This window comes from Colwellia sp. MB3u-4 (genome assembly GCF_014077065.1).
Classification (GTDB): domain Bacteria; phylum Pseudomonadota; class Gammaproteobacteria; order Enterobacterales; family Alteromonadaceae; genus Cognaticolwellia.
On the sequence record NZ_JACGVE010000072.1, the window covers coordinates 1 to 19,170 of the forward strand.

Genomic DNA, 19,170 nt, shown 5'->3' on the forward strand with positions numbered 1-19,170 from the left:
TCCCATTCCGAACTCAGAAGTGAAACGTGTTAGCGCCGATGGTAGTGTGGGAGTTCCCATGTGAGAGTAGGACATTGCTAGGCTTCTATTTAGAGAAACCCGTAGCTGACGCTACGGGTTTTTTGCTTTCTGGGATTTGATAAATAAAGCTTGAGTTAGCTTGATACAATATAAAAGGTGACAAAGCGTTAAGAAAACCCTCCAACCTCAGTCAATTGCTAGTTTTGAATAACTTATATCAAGATATTAATGCAGAATCACTTGATTATTTAACTACTAATTTTTATTATGTATCGTGATTATTTAAGCACTATTTTTCAATATAAAAAAGTACATCAAAATAGTTTTATAGTCCATATACCCTATGTAAATGACGTTCTTCTACGTGAAACTTCCCAATGAAAGTATTATATTGTCAACTTTATGAATAAAATCTTAACTCCTGAACAGCCATTTATAAACTCAAGTGTAAAAGTCGGTATTATTGGTGGCGGAGTGGCGGGATCAACTATTGCTTTACGTTTTGCTGAACTAGGCATTAACACTACGTTGATAGAAAAAGGCAAGAGTTTGGTGAATGGCCCTCCTTTTTGTCATTTGCATGCCGGTGGTAATTTATATCGAGAGATTTCTGAACAACAATGTATAACACTGTTGGAGCAGTCAATAGACACGGTAAAAGTTTTTCCGCATAGTGTTAACTATCGCCCGACTATTATTGCCTTACCGAAAACAGATCAAGGTGAGGTTATTGATCTATTACCTCGCTTAAATAAACTGCGTGAACGTTACGCTGAACTCGTACAGCAAAATATTAGTAATAAAGTGCTGGGTGATCCTGAGCAATATTTTCTGTTATTTGACCGTAATGCTTTAGATAGCTTAGCGAAACGAGTTTTACCCACTCAGATTGAAGCCAATGAAGACTGGTTGGTGGCTTTTGCTCAACAAGTGGATTTAGACAAATTAAAATTTCCCGTTCTGCTTGTGCAAGAATATGGTTGGTCTGCTTTTCGTATGGCTGCTATTGCCACACTCGCGATTGAAAAATTACCTTGTTGTCAGCTAAAACTTAATAGCCAAGTCGTCAATATTGAACACCAAGCTAGCGCAAAAAAGTGGCGTGTAACTTATAAAAACTCTCAAGATAACAATCAACAACAGGCTGATTTTGATTATGTTATTAACGCCTGTGGCTTTAAGAGCGGTGAGATTGATGACATGCTGCACGCTAAGCGCGAACGTATGGTTGAATTTAAAGCTGCATATGTTGCTCATTGGGCGCAATGCCAGGGCTTGTGGCCAGAAGTGGTTTTTTATGGTGAACGTGGCACACCCAATGGCATGGCACAGCTAACGCCTTACCCAGATGGTTATTTTCAATTACATGGTATGACACAAGACATTACTTTATTTGACAAAGGGTTAGTGGCCAGCGCCGAGCAGAGTGCACAGCCTAGATTGTTATCGCGGTTTATTAAAAAAATCGAGCAACAATGGCCGGAAAAGTTAATAAAGGATAGAACAGTCGGTTCTATTGAATACCTTGCACAATACATAACTAATTTTTCGCAAGCAAACGTTGCAGCTAAGCCTATGTTTGGTGCACAACAAATACCTGGCGATGATGCCACCTTACGTGCGGCAGACGTTTCTTTTTATGGTAAGCATTATGCTCGTACCGAAATAGTAAAAGCATCTTCTGCATTGACAGCCGCGGATGTTATTTTACAAAATTTGCTTGATGTTGGTTTAGTTAGCTCAGCACAAGTGGGAGAGCATTTACATGACTATTATTTTCCTATCACTTTACAATGTTCAGAAGTAGAGGTGACTAATAAAGCGATTATGTTTGCTCGCCAACGGGATTATCCTGCAGCGTTAGCGAAAAATTTTATGTTAGCTGATTTGACGTTATCTGAGCAAGTCTAACAACTCAGCGAAATTATCTAAGCACCAGTCAGGTTGGTAGACTCTAATATTTTCACCATAGTTATATCCATAAGTTAAGCCAATGCTTTGTATATTTGCTGCCTTTGCCGCCAATATATCGTTTTTAGAGTCGCCTATCATTAGACATTGCGCTACTGAGACTTTTAATGTTTCACAGGCATGTAAAAGTGGTAAAGGATGCGGTTTGCGTTCGACTAAACTGTCGCCACCCAGTTGTAACTCAAATAAACCTTCAAGTCCAAAACCTCTAACAATAGGTTCGATAAACTCTGTGGGTTTATTGGTGATAATCGCTAACCGATAGCCCTGATTCTTTAAGGCTAATAAGGTTTCTCTTACTCCCTTATATAACCTTGATTCAACGCATAAACACTGTCGGTAGTAATTTAAGAAAATCGCCAAAGCTTTGTTTACTTTTGCTTCACTTAAGCTGTTATTTACAGCTGTATTGTTGTTCAAAGAGTGATGTAAAGCACGTTCAACTAAGGTTTTTGCACCATTACCTACCCAACTACGGATAATTTCTTGGGGAAATGTCGTTAAGTTTAATGCTAGTAGCATTTTGTTTATCGCTGCAGCAAGATCGGGAGCACTATCAACTAAAGTGCCATCAAGATCGAATAACAGTACGGTTTTATTTTCTGGGTTCATCTGAATCTCTTCTGTAATAAAGTGATTTATTGCGCTGATGTATCACTTTCTTTATAAAATGCATTAATTTATCAGTATGTTATCCGATTATTTTTGCGAGCTATTTCTGCTAATCTATTTGTTGTATTGATTTACTTCTAACTTTAGCTCAGTCCTTAACTTTAATGAGTTAAGCCTAAAAGCTGAGGCACCTGAAACTGGAATTTCTCAATAACAAAAAACATTCTCGGCATACTTATTTTCTTCAATTATTGGCCACCTGTGCCCGTTAGAATTATCCAGATCTGCGTTGAACCAAAGCTACAATGAACACTTATTCACGTAAACTGAGCTTAACTATGGCTAATTAGGTAGTTAACTAACGCAATGGCTGCGAAGCTTTATGTTAACCAAATTCTAGGGTATCGATTACCCGTCTCGCTTCCGCTATTGTGCAGTCGGTACGCTGCATGAGCTCAGAGACTGTTATCTCAGGTTTGTTTTGAGCAATAGTTAATAACATGTCAAAGCCTAAATTTTTACGCTGTTTGGATAGGTGTGTTGCTAGCCATTGCCAACTTGTTTCTTCACTTTGCTCTATCAGGCTAATGGTTTGTTCTAGTTGTTCAAAAGTTGCTTTTAACTGCCAGTTCCGTGAGCGACCAATGCGGCTAATTTCGCAGCCTTGCTCACGGATTAAGGCTTTAAGTGCGTAGGCCTTTAGCACCCGACGCAAAAAAGAGGGTAGAGTAATATAAGGGATATGATTTTTTGGCGTTTTCATCAGAAGTTAGCCATAACAACTGGCATTGCTGACAGCTATTTGCCTCAAATAAAAAATTACCACTTTTTCTTTGGTTGAAATAGTAAGTCTAAATCATCTTCTTCTGTTTTGGCTTTTTTAGCGGCATCTTTAGCATTTGTATTGTTCAACGAAGAAGTAATATCTTCTAGCACGCTTTGTATTTCCTCACGCTTGCTAAGACAGTATTCAGTTTGAATAGGGCTTTCTGATATCGTTTGTAGTGCTTTTTCTAAATATTGTCTTGCCGACCCCAGCATTTCTTTTTGATAGGCTATTACACCACGTTTTTGCAAGGTTTCTACGCCAATTTTAAGTTGCATAGCAGATAATTTATTATCTTCTTGAGCAAGGGTTTGTGCATCTAAATTACCTTTTGACTGTTCTGACTTTAATATCACTCGCAATTTTTTTATGCATTGCAAAGCAGCGACTAATTGTTGCTCATTGTCAGGCAAAATAAAGATTTGCTCACCGGCTTGATGGCTAGTGTTAGATTGGCTAGTATTGACACGCTCTTGCATTTCTCTTATGCGTTTAATTAACGGCTTATCATCTGGTAATATTCTCGCCATAGATTTTGCTGCATTTAAACTGCGGTTATTAAGTATCAGAACTAAATGTGGATTATTTGGCAGGTTGGCAATACTTAAAAGTAATTCTTCCGTTTCATCGATGATGGCTTTTTGTTTTGCTGCTTTAGTTCGCTTTTCACGTTGTACTTTTTCTTTGTGCTGTTGAATTGCACCCAGTACCACGACAATGATAATTAAAGCGATAATTAAAGCGAAGATAATGCCCATGTTTAATTCTCTATTATGATAAATATAAATTACTAATACGCCAGTCTACAAAAATTGTTCGATGATGCAAAGGATAAAGCGGCTTCTTTTAAGTATTTGGCTACATTAGCTTGTTTGTGACATTTTATGTGCTCAATTCGACTAACAGATTAGCGGTTTATTTTGTGAACAAATGGGTAATCAGTAAGTTATTTACACCTAATGTAAAAAATAATATGGAATAAATGTCTATTTAAGTATATATTTTTCGTCTAAGAAAACTCTGAATGGTAATTATGAAGCTGCAACAACTCCGCTACATCGTCGAAGTACTTAATAATAACTTAAATGTTTCCGCCACCGCTGAAAGTCTTTTTACCTCGCAACCTGGTATTAGTAAGCAAGTACGAATGCTTGAAGATGAACTCGGTATTCAAATTTTTGGCCGCAGTGGCAAGCACTTAACTCATGTGACACCTGCGGGTAATGAAGTTATTAACATAGCGACAGAGATTTTGTCGAAAGTTGAAGCGATTAAAGCGGTTGCTCGAGAACATACGCAACCCGATGAGGGCAAGCTGCGTATTGCAACGACTCATACTCAAGCACGTTACGCTTTGCCTGAAGTTATTCAAGGCTTCATGAAGAAATATTCAAAAGTTTCATTGCATATGTATCAAGGCACACCAGCTCAAATTAGTGATGCGGCAAGTAAAGGTGATGCTGACTTTGCTATTGCCACCGAGTCTTTACATTTGTACAACGATTTAGTGATGCTGCCTTGTTTCCATTGGAATCGCAGTATTATTGTAAAAGCGGATCATCCACTCGCTAGTAAACAAAATATCACTATTGAAGATATCGCTCAATATTCCTTAGTAACATACGTCTTTGGCTTTACTGGTCGCTCAGAACTAGATGCTGCTTTTAATGAAATGGGTGTTGAACCTAAAATTGCTTTTACAGCAACTGATGCTGATGTGATTAAAACTTATGTGCGGCTTGGGGTCGGTGTTGGAGTTATTGCCACCATGGCGATGGATCCAAAAATAGACCATGATTTAGTGACTATCGATGCAAGTCATCTATTTAGTCCAAGTACGGTTAAAATTGGCTTTAGGCGTGGTACTTTTTTACGGGGTTATATGTTTGACTTTATTGAGCGTTTTGCGCCACATTTAAATCGAGACTTAGTCACCAAAGCTATCTTATTGAAGAATAATGCTGAGATAGATGAAATGTTTGCCAATATTAAGTTACCTATGCGTTAAACGTAAAAGTAGCTATAAAAAAACCGTATTATTTAATACGGTTTTTTTTGTTTTTAAGAGCTGATTTTTACATGAAAGTGAATACTAACACTCGGTAATATTAACCGCTAAGCCACCACGTGAGGTTTCTTTATATTTAGTTTTCATATCATTACCTGTATCCCACATGGTTTTGATCACTTTATCCAATGATACCTTTTGCTTACCTGTACCTCTAAGTGCCAAACGAGAAGCGTTGATTGCTTTTACTGAACCCATGGCATTACGTTCGATACAAGGAACCTGTACTAGGCCTCCTACGGGGTCACAAGTTAATCCTAAGTTATGTTCCATGCCTATTTCCGCGGCATTTTCTACTTGCTCTGGGGTTCCACCCATAATTTCTGTTAATGCACCGGCTGCCATTGAACATGCAACGCCTACTTCTGCTTGGCATCCGCCTTCTGCGCCAGAAATAGTAGCATTGGTTTTATATAAAATACCGATGGCTGCTGCGGTTAATAAATAACGAATACAGTCTTGGTCATCTACGGGTTTAATAAATTTATCATAATAGGATAATACCGCAGGAAGTATTCCTGCCGCGCCATTGGTTGGCGCGGTTACCACACGACTGCCGGCTGCATTTTCTTCATTTACCGCTAAGGCAAATAAATTAACCCAATCCATGGCTGACAGTGGGTCGGCATTTTTTTCAACGCATAGTGCTCTGTGTAAAGCGGGCGCTCTGCGAGTGACTTTTAAACCGCCAGGCAATATACCTTCGGTGACTATGCCACGTGCAATACTTGCTTTCATGGCATCCCATATTTCTATTAGACCCGAGCGAATACTTGACTCATCTTGCAAACACTTCTCGTTATCCATCATGATGGTACTAATACTTAAGCCTTTTTCGTTGGCTATTTCTAACAGCTTATCAGCACTAGAAAAGCGGTGAGGGCGATCAATATTTGCATGAGTTGATAAGGCTTTGTCTTTTTCTTTTTCAAAGTCGCAATCTTTAACAATGAACCCGCCACCAATGGAGTAATAGGTTTCTTCGAAGATGACAAGATCACCACTATAAGCAAAAAATGTCATGGCGTTAGCATGTGCGGGCAGGGATTTTCTGCGATGGTAGATAATGGCATTGGCTTTAGGGAAAGCGACAAAATGCTGCATATTCAGGTTTATTTTTTCGCTCGCTACAACCTCAGCTAAAATAGATTCTATAGAATCAACTGGAATGGTTTCAGGGCTTTGCCCCGTTAACCCCAGAATAACGGCTTTACCGGTACCATGACCAATACCTGTTTGACCTAATGAGCCAAACAGTTCACATTTCACGCGATCTGTCTTAATTAATTTATTATCTGCTATAAGATTTTGAACAAACAATTTTGCTGCTTTCATTGGGCCAACGGTATGAGAACTGGATGGGCCAATTCCGATTGAAAACATATCAAATACACTAATCATAAGAAAACCTGAATATATACTGTTATAAGTGGGTGGAATTAAAATTTTGTTCGGTTATTGTAGCTGAAAGCTTTCAACATGCAAAACAAAAATTTGGTTCAATGGGTATAACTATAGCTAATATTTTTTATCGGTTGGCTCAAGCGTGATATTCATTAATTGACTGTTCATTTAATGCGTATCACGCTAGTTTCTTTGGTTTAATAAAATACTCAAGTCATGCAACATAGCGGCGGTTGCTCCCCAAATATTGTAGTCTTGATAAGGCATATAGTGCACATTGTGTTGCTTGCCATCATGATAAACCGGTACTTGAATATGATGTTGTCGTTGCAAAAAGTGTGATAAAGGCACATGAAACACTTCTGAAACTTCATTTAGGTCAATTTGATAGCTGCTGTTATTTGAAATAAGGGCGACAATCGGCGTTACTTCATAACCTGATATAGTTTGGTAAGGTTTAAGTTGCCCAAGTACCTCTATGCAGCTAGCGTGTAGGCCTATTTCTTCTTGTGTTTCACGCAGTGCGGTTGCGATCATATCATCATCATAGCGCTCGACTTTACCACCTGGAAAACTGATTTGTCCTGGGTGATGGGTAAGATGACTGGCACGTTTGGTCAATACCACTTCAAGCTGGCCTTGATGATTGACAATGGGGATCAACACCGCGGCACTTTTAAGCTTATGTTGGTAGCGAAATTTATGTGCTGAAGCGGGTAATGCTTGCATTTGAAAGCGCTGTATAAATTCTTCTCTAGTCATACACACCTTAACGCTACTCTAAAAGTGCCAAGTTCTCTGGGGCTACTTGGCGTTCGGGGGGGGGCTTTATCTTTGATACTCGACCTTAGATTATGCCGAGTTTAGTTGGCTTAATACCGGCAAAATTTTACGCACTTTATCGTAAGTTTCTTGATACTCGCTGTCAACATTTGAATCGGCGACTAAGCCACCGCCAGCCCAACAATGTATTTGCTGATTGTGACAAACTAAAGTGCGAATGGTGATGCTAGAATCCATATTACCGCAAGCTGACAAATATCCAATAGAGCCGCAATAAATACTACGTTGGTGAGGCTCTAATTCTTCTATGATATCCATGGCTCTTATTTTTGGTGCACCGGTAATAGAACCGCCAGGAAACGCAGCACGTAATAAATCGCTGCCATCATACTGTGGGTCTATCTTACCTTCAACCGTGCTTACTAAGTGATGCACGGCTGGAAAGCTTTCAATGGCAAAAAGTGCTGGCACGGTTACTGTGCCGGGTAGACAAACACGACTAATATCATTACGTAGCAGATCAACTATCATCAGGTTTTCTGCTTTATCTTTACTGGCCTGCTGCAGTTCAATGGCGTTAGCTTGATCTTGGGCTGGATCATCGCTGCGTGGGCGGGTACCTTTAATCGGCTTACTTTGTACTTTATTATCGACCAGTTGTAAAAATCGCTCAGGTGAAATACTTAAAATGGCACTCTCCTCAAAACGTAAAAAAGCTGAGAAAGGTGCTATGTTTGCTTGTCTCAAGGCACAATACGCTTGATATTCGCTACCGGTATACTGGGCGGTAAAACGCTGGGCTAGATTGATTTGATAACAATCGCCTGACAGCAAGTAGTCATGCACTTGCTTAAATTTATCGCGATATTGTTCAGGCGCCATATTTGATTGCCAGGGCGTAGTTAACTTGAAATTATTTTCTGGCGCTTTTAGCTCAACGACTTGTTCAGTAGCTTGCGCTTTATTTTGTAAAAGGGCGCGGTTAAAAAATGCAATAAAATCCGCTCTTTGTTCATCAAGACATAACAACCAAAATTGTTGTAATTTTCGATCATAGATTACCGCATGTTGGTAGATACCAATGGCCATTTCAGGTATATCAATATCTTTACTGTTTTGCTGTTTTATGGCCTCAAAACGTTTACCTAAATCGTAGGCGAAATAGCCGACTGCACCGCCTTTAAAAGGCAAGTCGTGTTCAGTAATCTCGAGATGACTAAAGATCGCCTTTTGTTCACGTTTTAACAACAATAATGGGTCGTCATGACTGTGATACTCACTGTTGTCGAGTTTATGATTAATGCGAGTCACATTACCGACAGTGGTTAGTGTGGTATGAGGTTGCCAAACCATAATGTCATAGCGGCTATCAACATGGCTACTTTCACAGGAGTCTAACCACATTGCCCAAGGTTGCTCAGCAAGTGTGGCAAAAAGTGACTGACTATCAAAGCTTAGATCAAGCTGCAGTAATTTAGCGGATAGCTGCGTTGGGGAATTAGTCGGCAAAATATTCTCACAGGTTTTATGTTAAGTCATTATATTCAAACTACCTTGAGTTATTCAATGCTGCAGTTCGAAGTGGGGTTGCTATATTTGATCGCTATTATTAGACCATTTGATACTAGTAGGTCTTTAACAAGCAAGGTATGATATCGGCAAATTTATAACTTTCAACTCTTCTCTCGCCCAATTAATAAAAAAGAGACCGTTATGGCCATTATTAAACAAAAAGATTTAATCGAAAGTGTTGCAGACGCGCTGCAATATATTTCTTACTACCATCCGCTAGATTTTATTCAAGCACTTGAAAAGGCTTACCACAAAGAAGAAAGCCAGGCAGCTAAAGATGCCATTGCGCAAATCTTAATTAATTCGCGTATGTCGGCTCATGGCAAGCGACCTATTTGTCAAGATACCGGTATTGTTACCTGTTTCGTCAAAGTGGGTATGGCTGTGCAGTGGGATAACACGGATATGACAGTGCAGCAAATGGTGGATGAAGGTACTCGTCGTGCTTATCTTAATCCTGATAACCCATTACGTGCATCTATCGTTTCTGACCCTGCAGGTAAGCGCATCAACACGAAAGATAATACGCCAGCGGTTGTGCATATTGAGATGGTGCCAGGTGATCAGATAGACGTGATGATCGCGGCCAAAGGCGGCGGCAGTGAAAACAAATCTAAAATGGCGATGTTAAACCCAAGTGATTCTATTGCCGACTGGGTTGTTAAAACTTTACCCACTATGGGCGCTGGTTGGTGTCCGCCCGGCATGCTGGGTATAGGTATTGGTGGAACGGCTGAAAAAGCGGGTGTATTAGCTAAAGAAAGCTTAATGGAACCCGTAAATATTCAAGACCTTATCGACCGTGGTCCAGAAAATGCGGAAGAAGAATTACGTTTAGAAATTTACGATAGGGTAAATAAACTCGGTATTGGCGCGCAAGGCTTAGGGGGTTTAACAACGGTTGTTGATATCAAAATCATGTCAGTGCCGACTCATGCGGCGTCAAAACCCGTAGTGATGATCCCAAATTGCGCGGCAACTCGTCATGTACACTTTCATCTTGACGGCTCGGGTCCTGCCGACTTAACGCCACCTAAATTAGAAGATTGGCCAGAAATTACCTGGGAAGTGGGTGAAAATGTTCGTCGTGTTAACGTTGATGAGTTATCAAAAGCGGATATAAGTAGCTGGAAAACCGGCGAAACCGTTTTACTTAGCGGCACCATTTTAACCGGTCGTGACGCGGCCCATAAACGCATTCAAGACATGTTAGCTGCCGGAGAGAAACTGCCGGTTGACTTTACTGATAAATTTATTTATTACGTGGGTCCGGTTGATGCGATAGGTGATGAAGCAGTAGGCCCAGCAGGACCAACAACAGCAACCCGTATGGATAAGTTTACTGAAATGATGCTAGCAGAAACGGGTTTGCTAGGCACTATCGGTAAAGCCGAACGTGGCCCTGAAACCGTTCAGTCGATTAAAAATCATAAGTCGGTCTATTTAATGGCGGTGGGCGGCGCAGCCTATTTAGTTTCTAAAGCTATTAAGAAAGCAAAAGTAGTGGCTTTTGAAGATATGGGTATGGAAGCTATTTACGAATTTGTGGTTGAAGATATGCCAGTCACTGTCGCCGTGGATAGTTTAGGTGAATCAGTTCATGTTACTGGTCCAGCAATTTGGCAAGTAAAAATTGAAGAGCTAGACAGAAAATCAAAAGAAAAATAACCCGTTAGATTAGTCTAAACGCCCATTAGGGCGTTTTTTTTTGGTCAAAATAAAGGCAACTTAATATCAATACAACTAGCCAAAAACACCAAAATTTAAACGTGTCTTTTTAGGTTATTGATAAATTGTTTATATTGGCTAAAGATGTCTTCATTAACTGACCCGAGTTGATGTTAAATAACGATTAACCTTATTAATAAAGTATGCTTTAATAACTGTTAATATTTACAGTATTTGGCTTTACAATGAATTCACTATCCAACTCTTCACTCACTTCTTCACTTAACCCGCCACTTAACTTCCCATTCAATTCACCTTGGTTAGCTTTAGATAATTTTCCTGTCTTGGTTTTGATGGTGTTAGTGTTAATTATTAGTTTAATTATCAGTGTTTTAGTTTTATTTCGCCAAGTAAAAAATAGCCAAGTATCCTCTTTAGCACAGCAGCAACTTTTGCAGCAGTTAGTTGAAAAAGTAAACCTTAGTTATGAAGTTAACGGCAATAATCAGCAGCAACTACAACAACAATTAAGTTTTAATCATCAACAATTAGCTCATCAGCAAAGTGAACTGAAAACCTACTTTGAGCAGCAAATTTCCGATTTTAAATTAAAATTATTACGCCAACATGGTGAGCAAGGTGAAAAACAAGCACAGCAACTATATAGCCATAGTGAGCAACTTAAAAAGACCTTATATGAACACCACATCACTTTTAATGATAATCAACGCAACGCCACAGAACAATTATCCAGCCAACTTACAGCAACCTCTAAACTTGGCCGAGAAGAAATGGCAAAATCACTGCATTTATCCAGTGAGCAAATGGCTAAAAGAATTGATGACTTAACGATTTCAACTGATAACCGTCTAAAAGATATTAGTGGCCAGGTCGAAAAGCGTTTAGCCGAAGGCTTCGAAAAAACCACCAAAACCTTTAATGACATTTTACAACGATTAGCTTTGATTGATGATGCACAGAAAAAAATTACTGAACTGTCCACGAATGTGGTGAGCTTGCAAGAAGTACTGTCAGATAAACGCTCACGTGGTGCTTTTGGCGAAGTACAGTTAAATGCTTTAATTCGTAACGTATTACCGGAACAGCACTTTTCACTGCAACATACCTTGTCAAACGGTAAAATTGCTGACTGTATTTTGTTTCTACCTAAGCCAACCGGTAATGTGGTGGTTGACTCCAAGTTTCCGCTAGAAAGCTTTAAAAAAATGGCTGACAATACCTTAGGTGAATTTGAGCGTAAAGCAGCCGAGCGGCAATTTAAAATTGATATTAAGAAGCATATTAATGATATCAGCGATAAATATCTCATTGAAAAAGAAACCGCCGATGGCGCGATAATGTTTATTCCAGCAGAAGCTATTTTTGCAGAAATACATGCACACCACGGTGACTTGGTTGATTATGCCAATAAAAAACGCGTTTGGTTAGCCTCGCCAACAACACTGATGGCGATTTTAACCACCGCACGTTCAGTGTTAAAAGACGAAGCAACCCGCAAACAAATACATGTTATTCAAGCGCATTTGTCGCATCTTTCAGCTGATTTTGCTCGCTTTAAGGGCCGCTTTGCCAATTTAGCAAAACATATTGATCAAGCGGCAAGTGACGTAAAACAAATCCATACCTCAGCGGATAAGATTAGCAACCGTTTTGATAAAATAGAGCAGGTAGAATTAAAGCAAGAAGATAAAGAAGAAAGTGAAAAAGAAGCAGAGGAAGAAGAGAGTGTAGCGATAACATCGGAATAAATACGACTATAACTTGAGTGCTCTAGCAGCAGTAGGTTAATGCTCCATCATTATCAGAGCTATAAATTATATGCTCATAGCTAACAGTAAGTGCTAACAGCGAACGCTAAATACCAAGTTGCCCACGTCGATATTTTACCTCGGTATTACGCTTGGGCAATAACATCAAAGCTCAATCCTAAACAAAGTGTAAAGTTAGCCCGTCCAATATTATACCGACCTAAAACCGCTCGAAATAATATGAGCCAATAATTGAGATAGTAAACGCTTAGCTTAAGTACTTATAGGTACATCTTTATATGCCTATAGGATTAATAAGGCTTGCCAGTTAAGTTTACGGCATAAATACCGAGCTATAGTTGGATGATGATGCTTTTAAAAACGTTCCTATACACTGGTATAGGGACGTTTTTAAATGATGGTTTACGCTAATAGCGCTAAAGTAAAGTTAATCGCACAATTAGCAATTCCATCTATTTGACTTACCTAAATTTACCTTAATTTAATTTAAGTGAAGCGACTTTAATTTAATATAGCCACATTGACAAAAACTACCGTTAACAATAACGGACAAACAAAGCGTAAATAATTGCCCCATATGGGTAACCATTTTCTGCCTTCTTGCAAAGACACATCGCGTAGCTTGTTACCGCGTTTCCATAACCAGCCAACAACAATAAAGTAAAACAAACAGCTCAGTGGCTGTAAAATAGTCGTAAGTACACGAATTACCATGCCAAACAGGCTATCAAAAAATGTGATTATGGTCATACTGGCGGTTAATACAATGGCTGATACCAACCAAGTTGCCTTAGAACGGCTAAGATTTTTATCTTCAACAAGATAAGCCACAGGTACTTCTGTTGAAGAAATGGTTGAGGTGAGGGCAGCAATTGATAATAACGAAAAAAAGCCTATGGCTACTACCATACCTATGTTGCCCATAGAGTTAAAAAGCTCAGGCAATATGTTGAAAATAAGTTGACCCTCACCAATTAACTTATCACCTTGAAATACTTGCTGTCCGGCGGCTTCTGCAACATAAAGTGCTGGAATAATTAATAAACCAGCCATAAAAGCAATAAAGGTATCGAGTACGGTAATAGAAATAGCGAGCTTACCTATATCGTCATCTTTCTTCATATATGAGCCGTAAACCATCATGCCACCAACGCCAATAGAGAGTGAGAAAAAGGCTTGGCCCATGGCAGAAATAATTAACTTTGGATTAGTGACCTGTGAAAAATCGGGTATTAAATATGTTCTTAAACCTTTTTCAGCCCCGGGTTGTTGCAATATGTAAGTAATTAACGCGACTAGCATGATCAATAAAACTGGCATTAATCGCGCAGACCACTTTTCAATGCCGGCGTTAACCCCTTGATGAATAATAGCCGCGCCAAGTAATATAAAAACGGGTGTAAATAATAAATTTCTTAACGTGCTTGATGTAGCAAGCCACTGAGAAATATCATGATAACCCAATAACTCTGCAAGTGGTGATATTGCATGTGCGAGCATCCAGCCAGCCACAATGGTGTAGAAACTTAACATCATGATAGCGCCGCCTAAACCAATCAGACCGGCATATTTACCAAGCCTTGGTGCGGTATCGCGACAAGCATCTTCTAATGCTGAAACTGGGTTTTTCTGTGCTTGGTTGCCAATATAAACTTCGGCATAAAGTGCCGGTAGGGCAAGTAATATGGTAACGACTAAATAAACAAATAAAAAGGCGCCTCCACCATTATTGGCTGCTTGAGTTGGAAAACCCCAAATATTGCCTAAACCAATGGCCGAACCTGCGGCAGCGAGAACAAAACCTATTCTCGAATGAAATGAATCTCTGATATTACTCATAAATGATAATTATTATTGTGGTTGTTAATGCTTTGGTTTGAGCTTACCTAGTTAACACGGGTTAGCAAAGTTTTTTTAACGATTTGTTGGTTTTGATTTTATGTTTTTATCATTTTATTTTTGCAGGCTGACTTATGGGCTATTAAGTAAGCAATAGTTAATAAAACGTTAAGGATTAAAAATTTTAAATGTACAATAAGGGTTTAAAAACATAGACCGTTTTTATAAATAAATTGCTAAGACATTTTTCTATTTCATCATTTTGTCGAAATCGATGGCCTGCACAAAGATAAAATAAACATAAAGCTATTAATCAATAGCGATTAATAGCTTTATGTTTTACTTAGTTCATCTTGTGCTTAGGATTAAGGACGGATTTGTCCTTGGCCAGCAACACGATATTTAAATATGGTTAGTTGCTCAAGACCTACAGGTCCACGTGCGTGAATTTTACCGGTAGCAATACCGATTTCAGCGCCCATACCAAATTCACCACCGTCTGAAAACTGGGTTGATGCATTATGCATCACTACCGCTGAATCAACGGCGCGCATGAAAATTTCTGCGGTTTCTGCGTTTTCAGTAATAATAGCGTCAGTATGTTTAGACGAGTGCTGGTCGATAAAATCAAGCGCTTCTTCTAAATCGGCTACAACTTTGACCGATAAAATAGCGTCAAGATATTCGGTGTCCCAGTCAGCGTCATTAGCGGGATTAATTCGTGCGTCACAGGCTTGAGCTGCAAGGTCACCTCGAACTTCACAATGCTCTAAGGTATTAAGCAATTTAGGCAAAAACTCAGCAGCTATTGCTTGGTTTACGACTAAACTTTCGGTCGCACCACAAACACCGGTTCTACGTAGTTTGGCATTTTTAACAATACTCAATGCTTTTGCTAAGTCGGCGTCTTTATCAATATAAATGTGGTTGTTGCCATCGAGATGCAATAATGTTGGCACCTGAGCTTCGTTTCTCACTAGCTCTACAAGGCCACGGCCACCACGAGGGATAACTAAGTCAACATATTCAGCACAACGCAGTAATGCAGCAACTGCAGAACGGTCATCGGTATCAACGAGTTGTATACAAGTGGTTGGTAAATTAGCTGCACGCAAGCCTGTTGCCATACACTCAACAATAATGCGAGTAGAATTAAGACTTTCAGAGCCGCCACGCAATATCACCGTATTACCTGATTTTAAACATAAGGCACCAGCATCTGCACCCACATTGGGGCGAGACTCATAGATCATGCCAATAACACCGATAGGGGTTGATACACGGGTTATTTTTAGGCCATTGGGACGATCAAATTCTGCTAGAGCTCGACCAATAGGATCGGGTAATTTGGCAATGCTTTCTAAAGCGACAGCCATAGCTTCGACTCTTTCAGGGTTCAATTCAAGGCGATCAATAAATGACTCAGCTTTACCCGCTTTTCTAACACTTAAAACGTCTAAAGCATTTGCTTCGAGTAGTGCTGGCGTATTCTGACGTAAAGCATCGGCGGCAACGGTTAATGCTTGGTTTTTTTGTTCGGTAGTGGCACTGGCCAGAATCTTAGCTGCGGCTTTAGCCTGCTTACCAAGATTTTCAATCATAGTTTCAGTATCGATAATTTTATTACTATTTGACATAAATGAGTTTCCTTTTGCTTATTCGCTTCACTCTAAACTGTTTGGTAAATTCAAGGTTATGCTATTGAATGGTTAACTTTTATTTTTATTGCCAATATTTATATTAAAAATAATATTAAAACAATAGTAAAAGTTCAGCTTAAAGCACTTAGTAGTATTCATTGCGCTCAATACTACTTTAGATGTTAATTTAATCGTTATTTATTTAACCTTGAGCCAATTCATCGCCTTGGCGAAGAAGTATCAACGCAGCGCGACTGGCTGTTGAGCAGTCGCTAAAACGGTCGAGTTAATGAGTGTATCTCATTTGACATTTTATTTAGACGCTGCTAATTCTGTTTCCATTGTACCATTTTTACTGATCACTTAGTTGCATCATATTTAGACGTGCTGTTCGTGCGTCATTGGCAGTTCCATTGAACCACCAAGTGTGTCGAGTAACTATGCTTTGGTGGTGCGAGGTAAAAACCCCATTGTTATCGCTGATTCAATTCAGTAGCGCGTAATTTTAAAAGCATAAACAGAGCCGTTTCTCACCAATACTGTCACTCGGTTTAGCTCAGCTTCGCTGGCAGCCAAATCCGTATAACCCAATGCTTTAGTTAACCCAACGACAGTGTCTAATTGCGCTAACACCTCGACCAATTTGCGCCAGCACATTTTGCATCAAAGACAGAATCGTTTGTTTGCCAACCCGCTTTTCTATTGAAGATACCGAGTAGCCCTCGGCGATAGCAATAAGGTAAGCTGAATCAGTAAGGTAGCGACAATAGGCTAACCATACTTTTTCAATAAGTGCGCTTTAATCGCCATAACCTTGATTAGACAGCTCTTTAATTGCTTGTGTGACAACAATACTGGGAGGCGTTTTGACTAAAGAAGGGTTAATGATGGTCATTGTCTGATCAGTAGAAGTTACCCAGTGAGTCAACAATGAAGCACAATCGTCCTACAACCAATCATAATTAATGACACAAAACTCCTCATGCTTTTAGTTTGCTGTTGAATGAAATACAGCCTGTTTTGCAAGTGTTCAATATAATCTTAAAAACTCGTTTTGCATTCGTTTTGCAAAGGTGATTTTAAGTTCAATTGAAAAAATAGGGTTTTTAGTATATAATCTCCCAACTCATTTGTCGATTGTTGTCAAATTTTAACGTTTTTTAAAACGTTTCAGCAATTTTTTATCTATCTTTTATCTATCATCCCCAAGGCAATATATTGCTAGTAAAACTGATGTTTTGATAATAAGATAATCGCACAACGACAAAAAATATTACGGAAATATCTGTAGACTTATGCACCAACTTTTTATTGGTTCAGCCCAGATGTTTAATTATATTAATCAGAAAACGGAGTCATTTTGCCCTCATTCGAACAACCAAAATCAGAAAAAGTTTCACGAATCAAACCTCGTATAGTCATTAAAGTTGGCTCGAGCCTTTTAGCAAACGTTAAGAATTTAACACCTAGTTTCGCCTTCATGCATGGCTTGCTTAGTGATATTTCTGCGTTACGTGATCAAGGATACGAAGTTGTACTTACGTCTTCAGGATCAGTTGCATTAGGTCTTAATACCGTTGGCTGTACCATTGAAAACGCCAGCGTTCAAGACAAGCAAGCAGCAGCGGCTTGTGGACAACCCATCTTAATGCATGCTTATAAGCAAATTGCATTAGAGTATGGTTTTGATATTGCACAGGTATTAGTTACCTTAGATGATCTCGAAAATCGACGTCGCTTTCTTAACGTCAAAAATACGGTACACCGTTTGATAAAACAGGGTGTAATGCCGATTGTCAACGAAAATGATACCGTGACCACCGAAGAAATTCGTGTTGGTGACAACGATAGACTAGCAGCGAAAGTCGCTCAAATGATTGGTGCTGAGTATCTGTTTATTTTAACTTGTATCGACGGCGTTTATGACCGAAACCCTTCAGAAGAAGGTGCGATATTTGTTGAGTCTATTGAAGATGTGAGCAGTTATATGGAAGCGGCAAGCAGTACCAGTTCTTTAGGTACCGGCGGTATGCTAACTAAATTGCAAGCAGCAAATATGGCACAGAATGCCGGTTGCACCACCATTATTGCGAGAGGAACAATGGAAGATCCTGTTACTGCAATACTACGTGGCGAACGCAAGCACACCAAATGTATTGCCCATTCATCTCCTTCATCGGCATGGAATATTTGGTTAACAGATCGCTTGCAAATGGCTGGTAGCCTAGTGATAAAACAAGATGTAGCTGACTCATTATATGGTGGTGACGATGGTTTTACCTGCCATGATGTTGTTTCTATACACGGAAATTTCGAACGTGCAGACGTACTTCACGTCTATGATGAAAAAGGTGAAGAAATAGCACGTGGTTTGTGTAATTTCTCATCAGATGAAACTGCTATTATTTCAAGCCGTCCAGAAGAGACTGTTGAGAATATACTTGGCTATGCTGCATCACATCGTTTGATTAACAGTGAAAATTTAGTCGTATTGGCTGAACATCATCTTTCTTGGGATGAACCTGTTCAAGGTGAATAGTTAATCACTTTGATATAACAACAAGGGCCGCTGTTGAATACTAATTTCGCTTTATCTGCGTTACTGTCGTATTCAAGCGGCCTTATTTTTATTTAAAAATTCTTACTACCCCTAATTTATTTTCACTTCAAAAAATTTAATAACCTTTATTTTTACTCTTAGCTTAAATGCTTAAGTGCTAATTGGCATAACTGAGTTTAAGTTTTAGCTAGGCTGATGATCACTATATTTCCCCGCACAACAAGATCACAAACTTAATGAAACTGCTAGAGCCTGTTATTTTATAACTTTTTATTAAAGTCATCGTTAGTATCGATTTGATTAATGAGGAACTCAGCTTTTTTATAACTGAAAATGAATAATGACCAGTCATAAAACGTAGTCAGTAGTTAGGCTACTTATAAATCTCATCACAGAGCAGCTGTTTATGTTAACCC

Annotated in this window: 13 protein-coding genes and 1 rRNA gene; 6 read left to right on the forward strand and 8 right to left on the reverse strand. The window is 39.2% G+C overall.

Annotation, left to right across the window (positions count from 1 at the left end; genetic code table 11):
• Both rrf and H4J61_RS05175 read left to right on the forward strand, forming a co-directional pair.
• A 5S ribosomal RNA gene (rrf, locus tag H4J61_RS05170) occupies positions 1-83 on the forward strand; the annotation flags it as partial.
• A 340-nt stretch (positions 84-423) separates the two neighbouring features.
• Positions 424-1,932, forward strand: a complete 1,509-nt coding sequence (locus H4J61_RS05175; protein ID WP_182184237.1) for an FAD-dependent oxidoreductase — start codon at positions 424-426, stop codon at positions 1,930-1,932.
• Here H4J61_RS05175 and H4J61_RS05180 read toward each other — a convergent pair.
• The 3 genes from H4J61_RS05180 to H4J61_RS05190 form a co-directional block, all read right to left on the reverse strand.
• The gene (locus H4J61_RS05180; protein WP_182184238.1) at positions 1,915-2,604 is read right to left on the reverse strand and encodes a phosphoglycolate phosphatase; all 690 of its coding nucleotides are present in this window, start codon (positions 2,602-2,604) and stop codon (positions 1,915-1,917) included. The two genes, H4J61_RS05175 and H4J61_RS05180, sit on opposite strands and share 18 nt — an antisense overlap.
• Positions 2,605-2,989: 385 nt before the next feature.
• Positions 2,990-3,367, reverse strand: a complete 378-nt coding sequence (locus H4J61_RS05185; protein ID WP_182135606.1) for a ribosome recycling factor family protein — start codon at positions 3,365-3,367, stop codon at positions 2,990-2,992.
• A 56-nt stretch (positions 3,368-3,423) separates the two neighbouring features.
• Positions 3,424-4,188: a hypothetical protein gene (locus tag H4J61_RS05190; RefSeq protein WP_182135607.1), complete on the reverse strand. Its 765-nt coding sequence runs from the start codon at positions 4,186-4,188 to the stop codon at positions 3,424-3,426.
• 275 nt (positions 4,189-4,463) lie between these two features.
• On the opposite strand from H4J61_RS05190, the gene cysB reads away from it, so the two are divergent.
• Entirely contained in the window at positions 4,464-5,438 is a 975-nt protein-coding gene (gene cysB / locus H4J61_RS05195) for an HTH-type transcriptional regulator CysB (RefSeq protein ID WP_182135694.1), read from the forward strand.
• 84 nt (positions 5,439-5,522) lie between these two features.
• On the opposite strand, the gene H4J61_RS05200 is transcribed toward cysB, so the two are convergent.
• From H4J61_RS05200 to pabB, 3 genes are all read right to left on the reverse strand, one after another.
• Positions 5,523-6,899, reverse strand: coding sequence for an L-serine ammonia-lyase (locus tag H4J61_RS05200; RefSeq protein ID WP_182184239.1), 1,377 nt, complete (start codon positions 6,897-6,899; stop codon positions 5,523-5,525).
• A 186-nt stretch (positions 6,900-7,085) separates the two neighbouring features.
• Positions 7,086-7,664, reverse strand: coding sequence for a CoA pyrophosphatase (locus H4J61_RS05205; protein ID WP_182184240.1), 579 nt, complete (start codon positions 7,662-7,664; stop codon positions 7,086-7,088).
• A gap of 90 nt (positions 7,665-7,754) precedes the next feature.
• Positions 7,755-9,194, reverse strand: a complete 1,440-nt coding sequence (gene pabB, locus H4J61_RS05210) for an aminodeoxychorismate synthase component I (RefSeq protein ID WP_259363116.1) — start codon at positions 9,192-9,194, stop codon at positions 7,755-7,757.
• Between the two features lie 204 nt (positions 9,195-9,398).
• Between pabB and H4J61_RS05215 the strand changes: the two genes are divergently transcribed.
• Together H4J61_RS05215 and H4J61_RS05220 are read left to right on the forward strand one after the other, a co-directional pair.
• Positions 9,399-10,925: a fumarate hydratase gene (locus H4J61_RS05215; RefSeq protein WP_182184241.1), complete on the forward strand. Its 1,527-nt coding sequence runs from the start codon at positions 9,399-9,401 to the stop codon at positions 10,923-10,925.
• Between the two features lie 245 nt (positions 10,926-11,170).
• On the forward strand, positions 11,171-12,694 hold the full coding sequence (locus tag H4J61_RS05220) for a DNA recombination protein RmuC (protein ID WP_259363117.1): 1,524 nt from the start codon (positions 11,171-11,173) through the stop codon (positions 12,692-12,694).
• Between the two features lie 522 nt (positions 12,695-13,216).
• Here the strand turns inward: H4J61_RS05220 and H4J61_RS05225 are convergent.
• The gene (locus tag H4J61_RS05225) at positions 13,217-14,554 is read right to left on the reverse strand and encodes a sodium-dependent transporter (protein WP_182135612.1); all 1,338 of its coding nucleotides are present in this window, start codon (positions 14,552-14,554) and stop codon (positions 13,217-13,219) included.
• 365 nt (positions 14,555-14,919) lie between these two features.
• Complete coding sequence (locus tag H4J61_RS05230; RefSeq protein ID WP_182184242.1) at positions 14,920-16,191, reverse strand: glutamate-5-semialdehyde dehydrogenase; 1,272 nt, start codon at positions 16,189-16,191, stop codon at positions 14,920-14,922.
• Between the two features lie 1,363 nt (positions 16,192-17,554).
• Between H4J61_RS05230 and proB the strand changes: the two genes are divergently transcribed.
• Positions 17,555-18,733 carry a glutamate 5-kinase gene (gene proB, locus H4J61_RS05235; RefSeq protein WP_182135614.1) on the forward strand — a complete coding sequence of 393 codons (1,179 nt, stop codon included), beginning with the start codon at positions 17,555-17,557 and terminating at the stop codon, positions 18,731-18,733.
• Positions 18,734-19,170 lie beyond the last annotated feature (437 nt).

Coding starts and splice junctions, on each gene's coding strand:
- H4J61_RS05175 (WP_182184237.1), top strand. CDS start 424: ATGAATAAAATCTTAACTCCTGAACAGCCATTTATAAACTCAAGTGTA.
- H4J61_RS05180 (WP_182184238.1), bottom strand. CDS start 2,604: ATGAACCCAGAAAATAAAACCGTACTGTTATTCGATCTTGATGGCACT.
- H4J61_RS05185 (WP_182135606.1), bottom strand. CDS start 3,367: ATGAAAACGCCAAAAAATCATATCCCTTATATTACTCTACCCTCTTTT.
- H4J61_RS05190 (WP_182135607.1), bottom strand. CDS start 4,188: ATGGGCATTATCTTCGCTTTAATTATCGCTTTAATTATCATTGTCGTG.
- cysB (WP_182135694.1), top strand. CDS start 4,464: ATGAAGCTGCAACAACTCCGCTACATCGTCGAAGTACTTAATAATAAC.
- H4J61_RS05200 (WP_182184239.1), bottom strand. CDS start 6,899: ATGATTAGTGTATTTGATATGTTTTCAATCGGAATTGGCCCATCCAGT.
- H4J61_RS05205 (WP_182184240.1), bottom strand. CDS start 7,664: ATGACTAGAGAAGAATTTATACAGCGCTTTCAAATGCAAGCATTACCC.
- H4J61_RS05215 (WP_182184241.1), top strand. CDS start 9,399: ATGGCCATTATTAAACAAAAAGATTTAATCGAAAGTGTTGCAGACGCG.
- H4J61_RS05220 (WP_259363117.1), top strand. CDS start 11,171: ATGAATTCACTATCCAACTCTTCACTCACTTCTTCACTTAACCCGCCA.
- H4J61_RS05225 (WP_182135612.1), bottom strand. CDS start 14,554: ATGAGTAATATCAGAGATTCATTTCATTCGAGAATAGGTTTTGTTCTC.
- H4J61_RS05230 (WP_182184242.1), bottom strand. CDS start 16,191: ATGTCAAATAGTAATAAAATTATCGATACTGAAACTATGATTGAAAAT.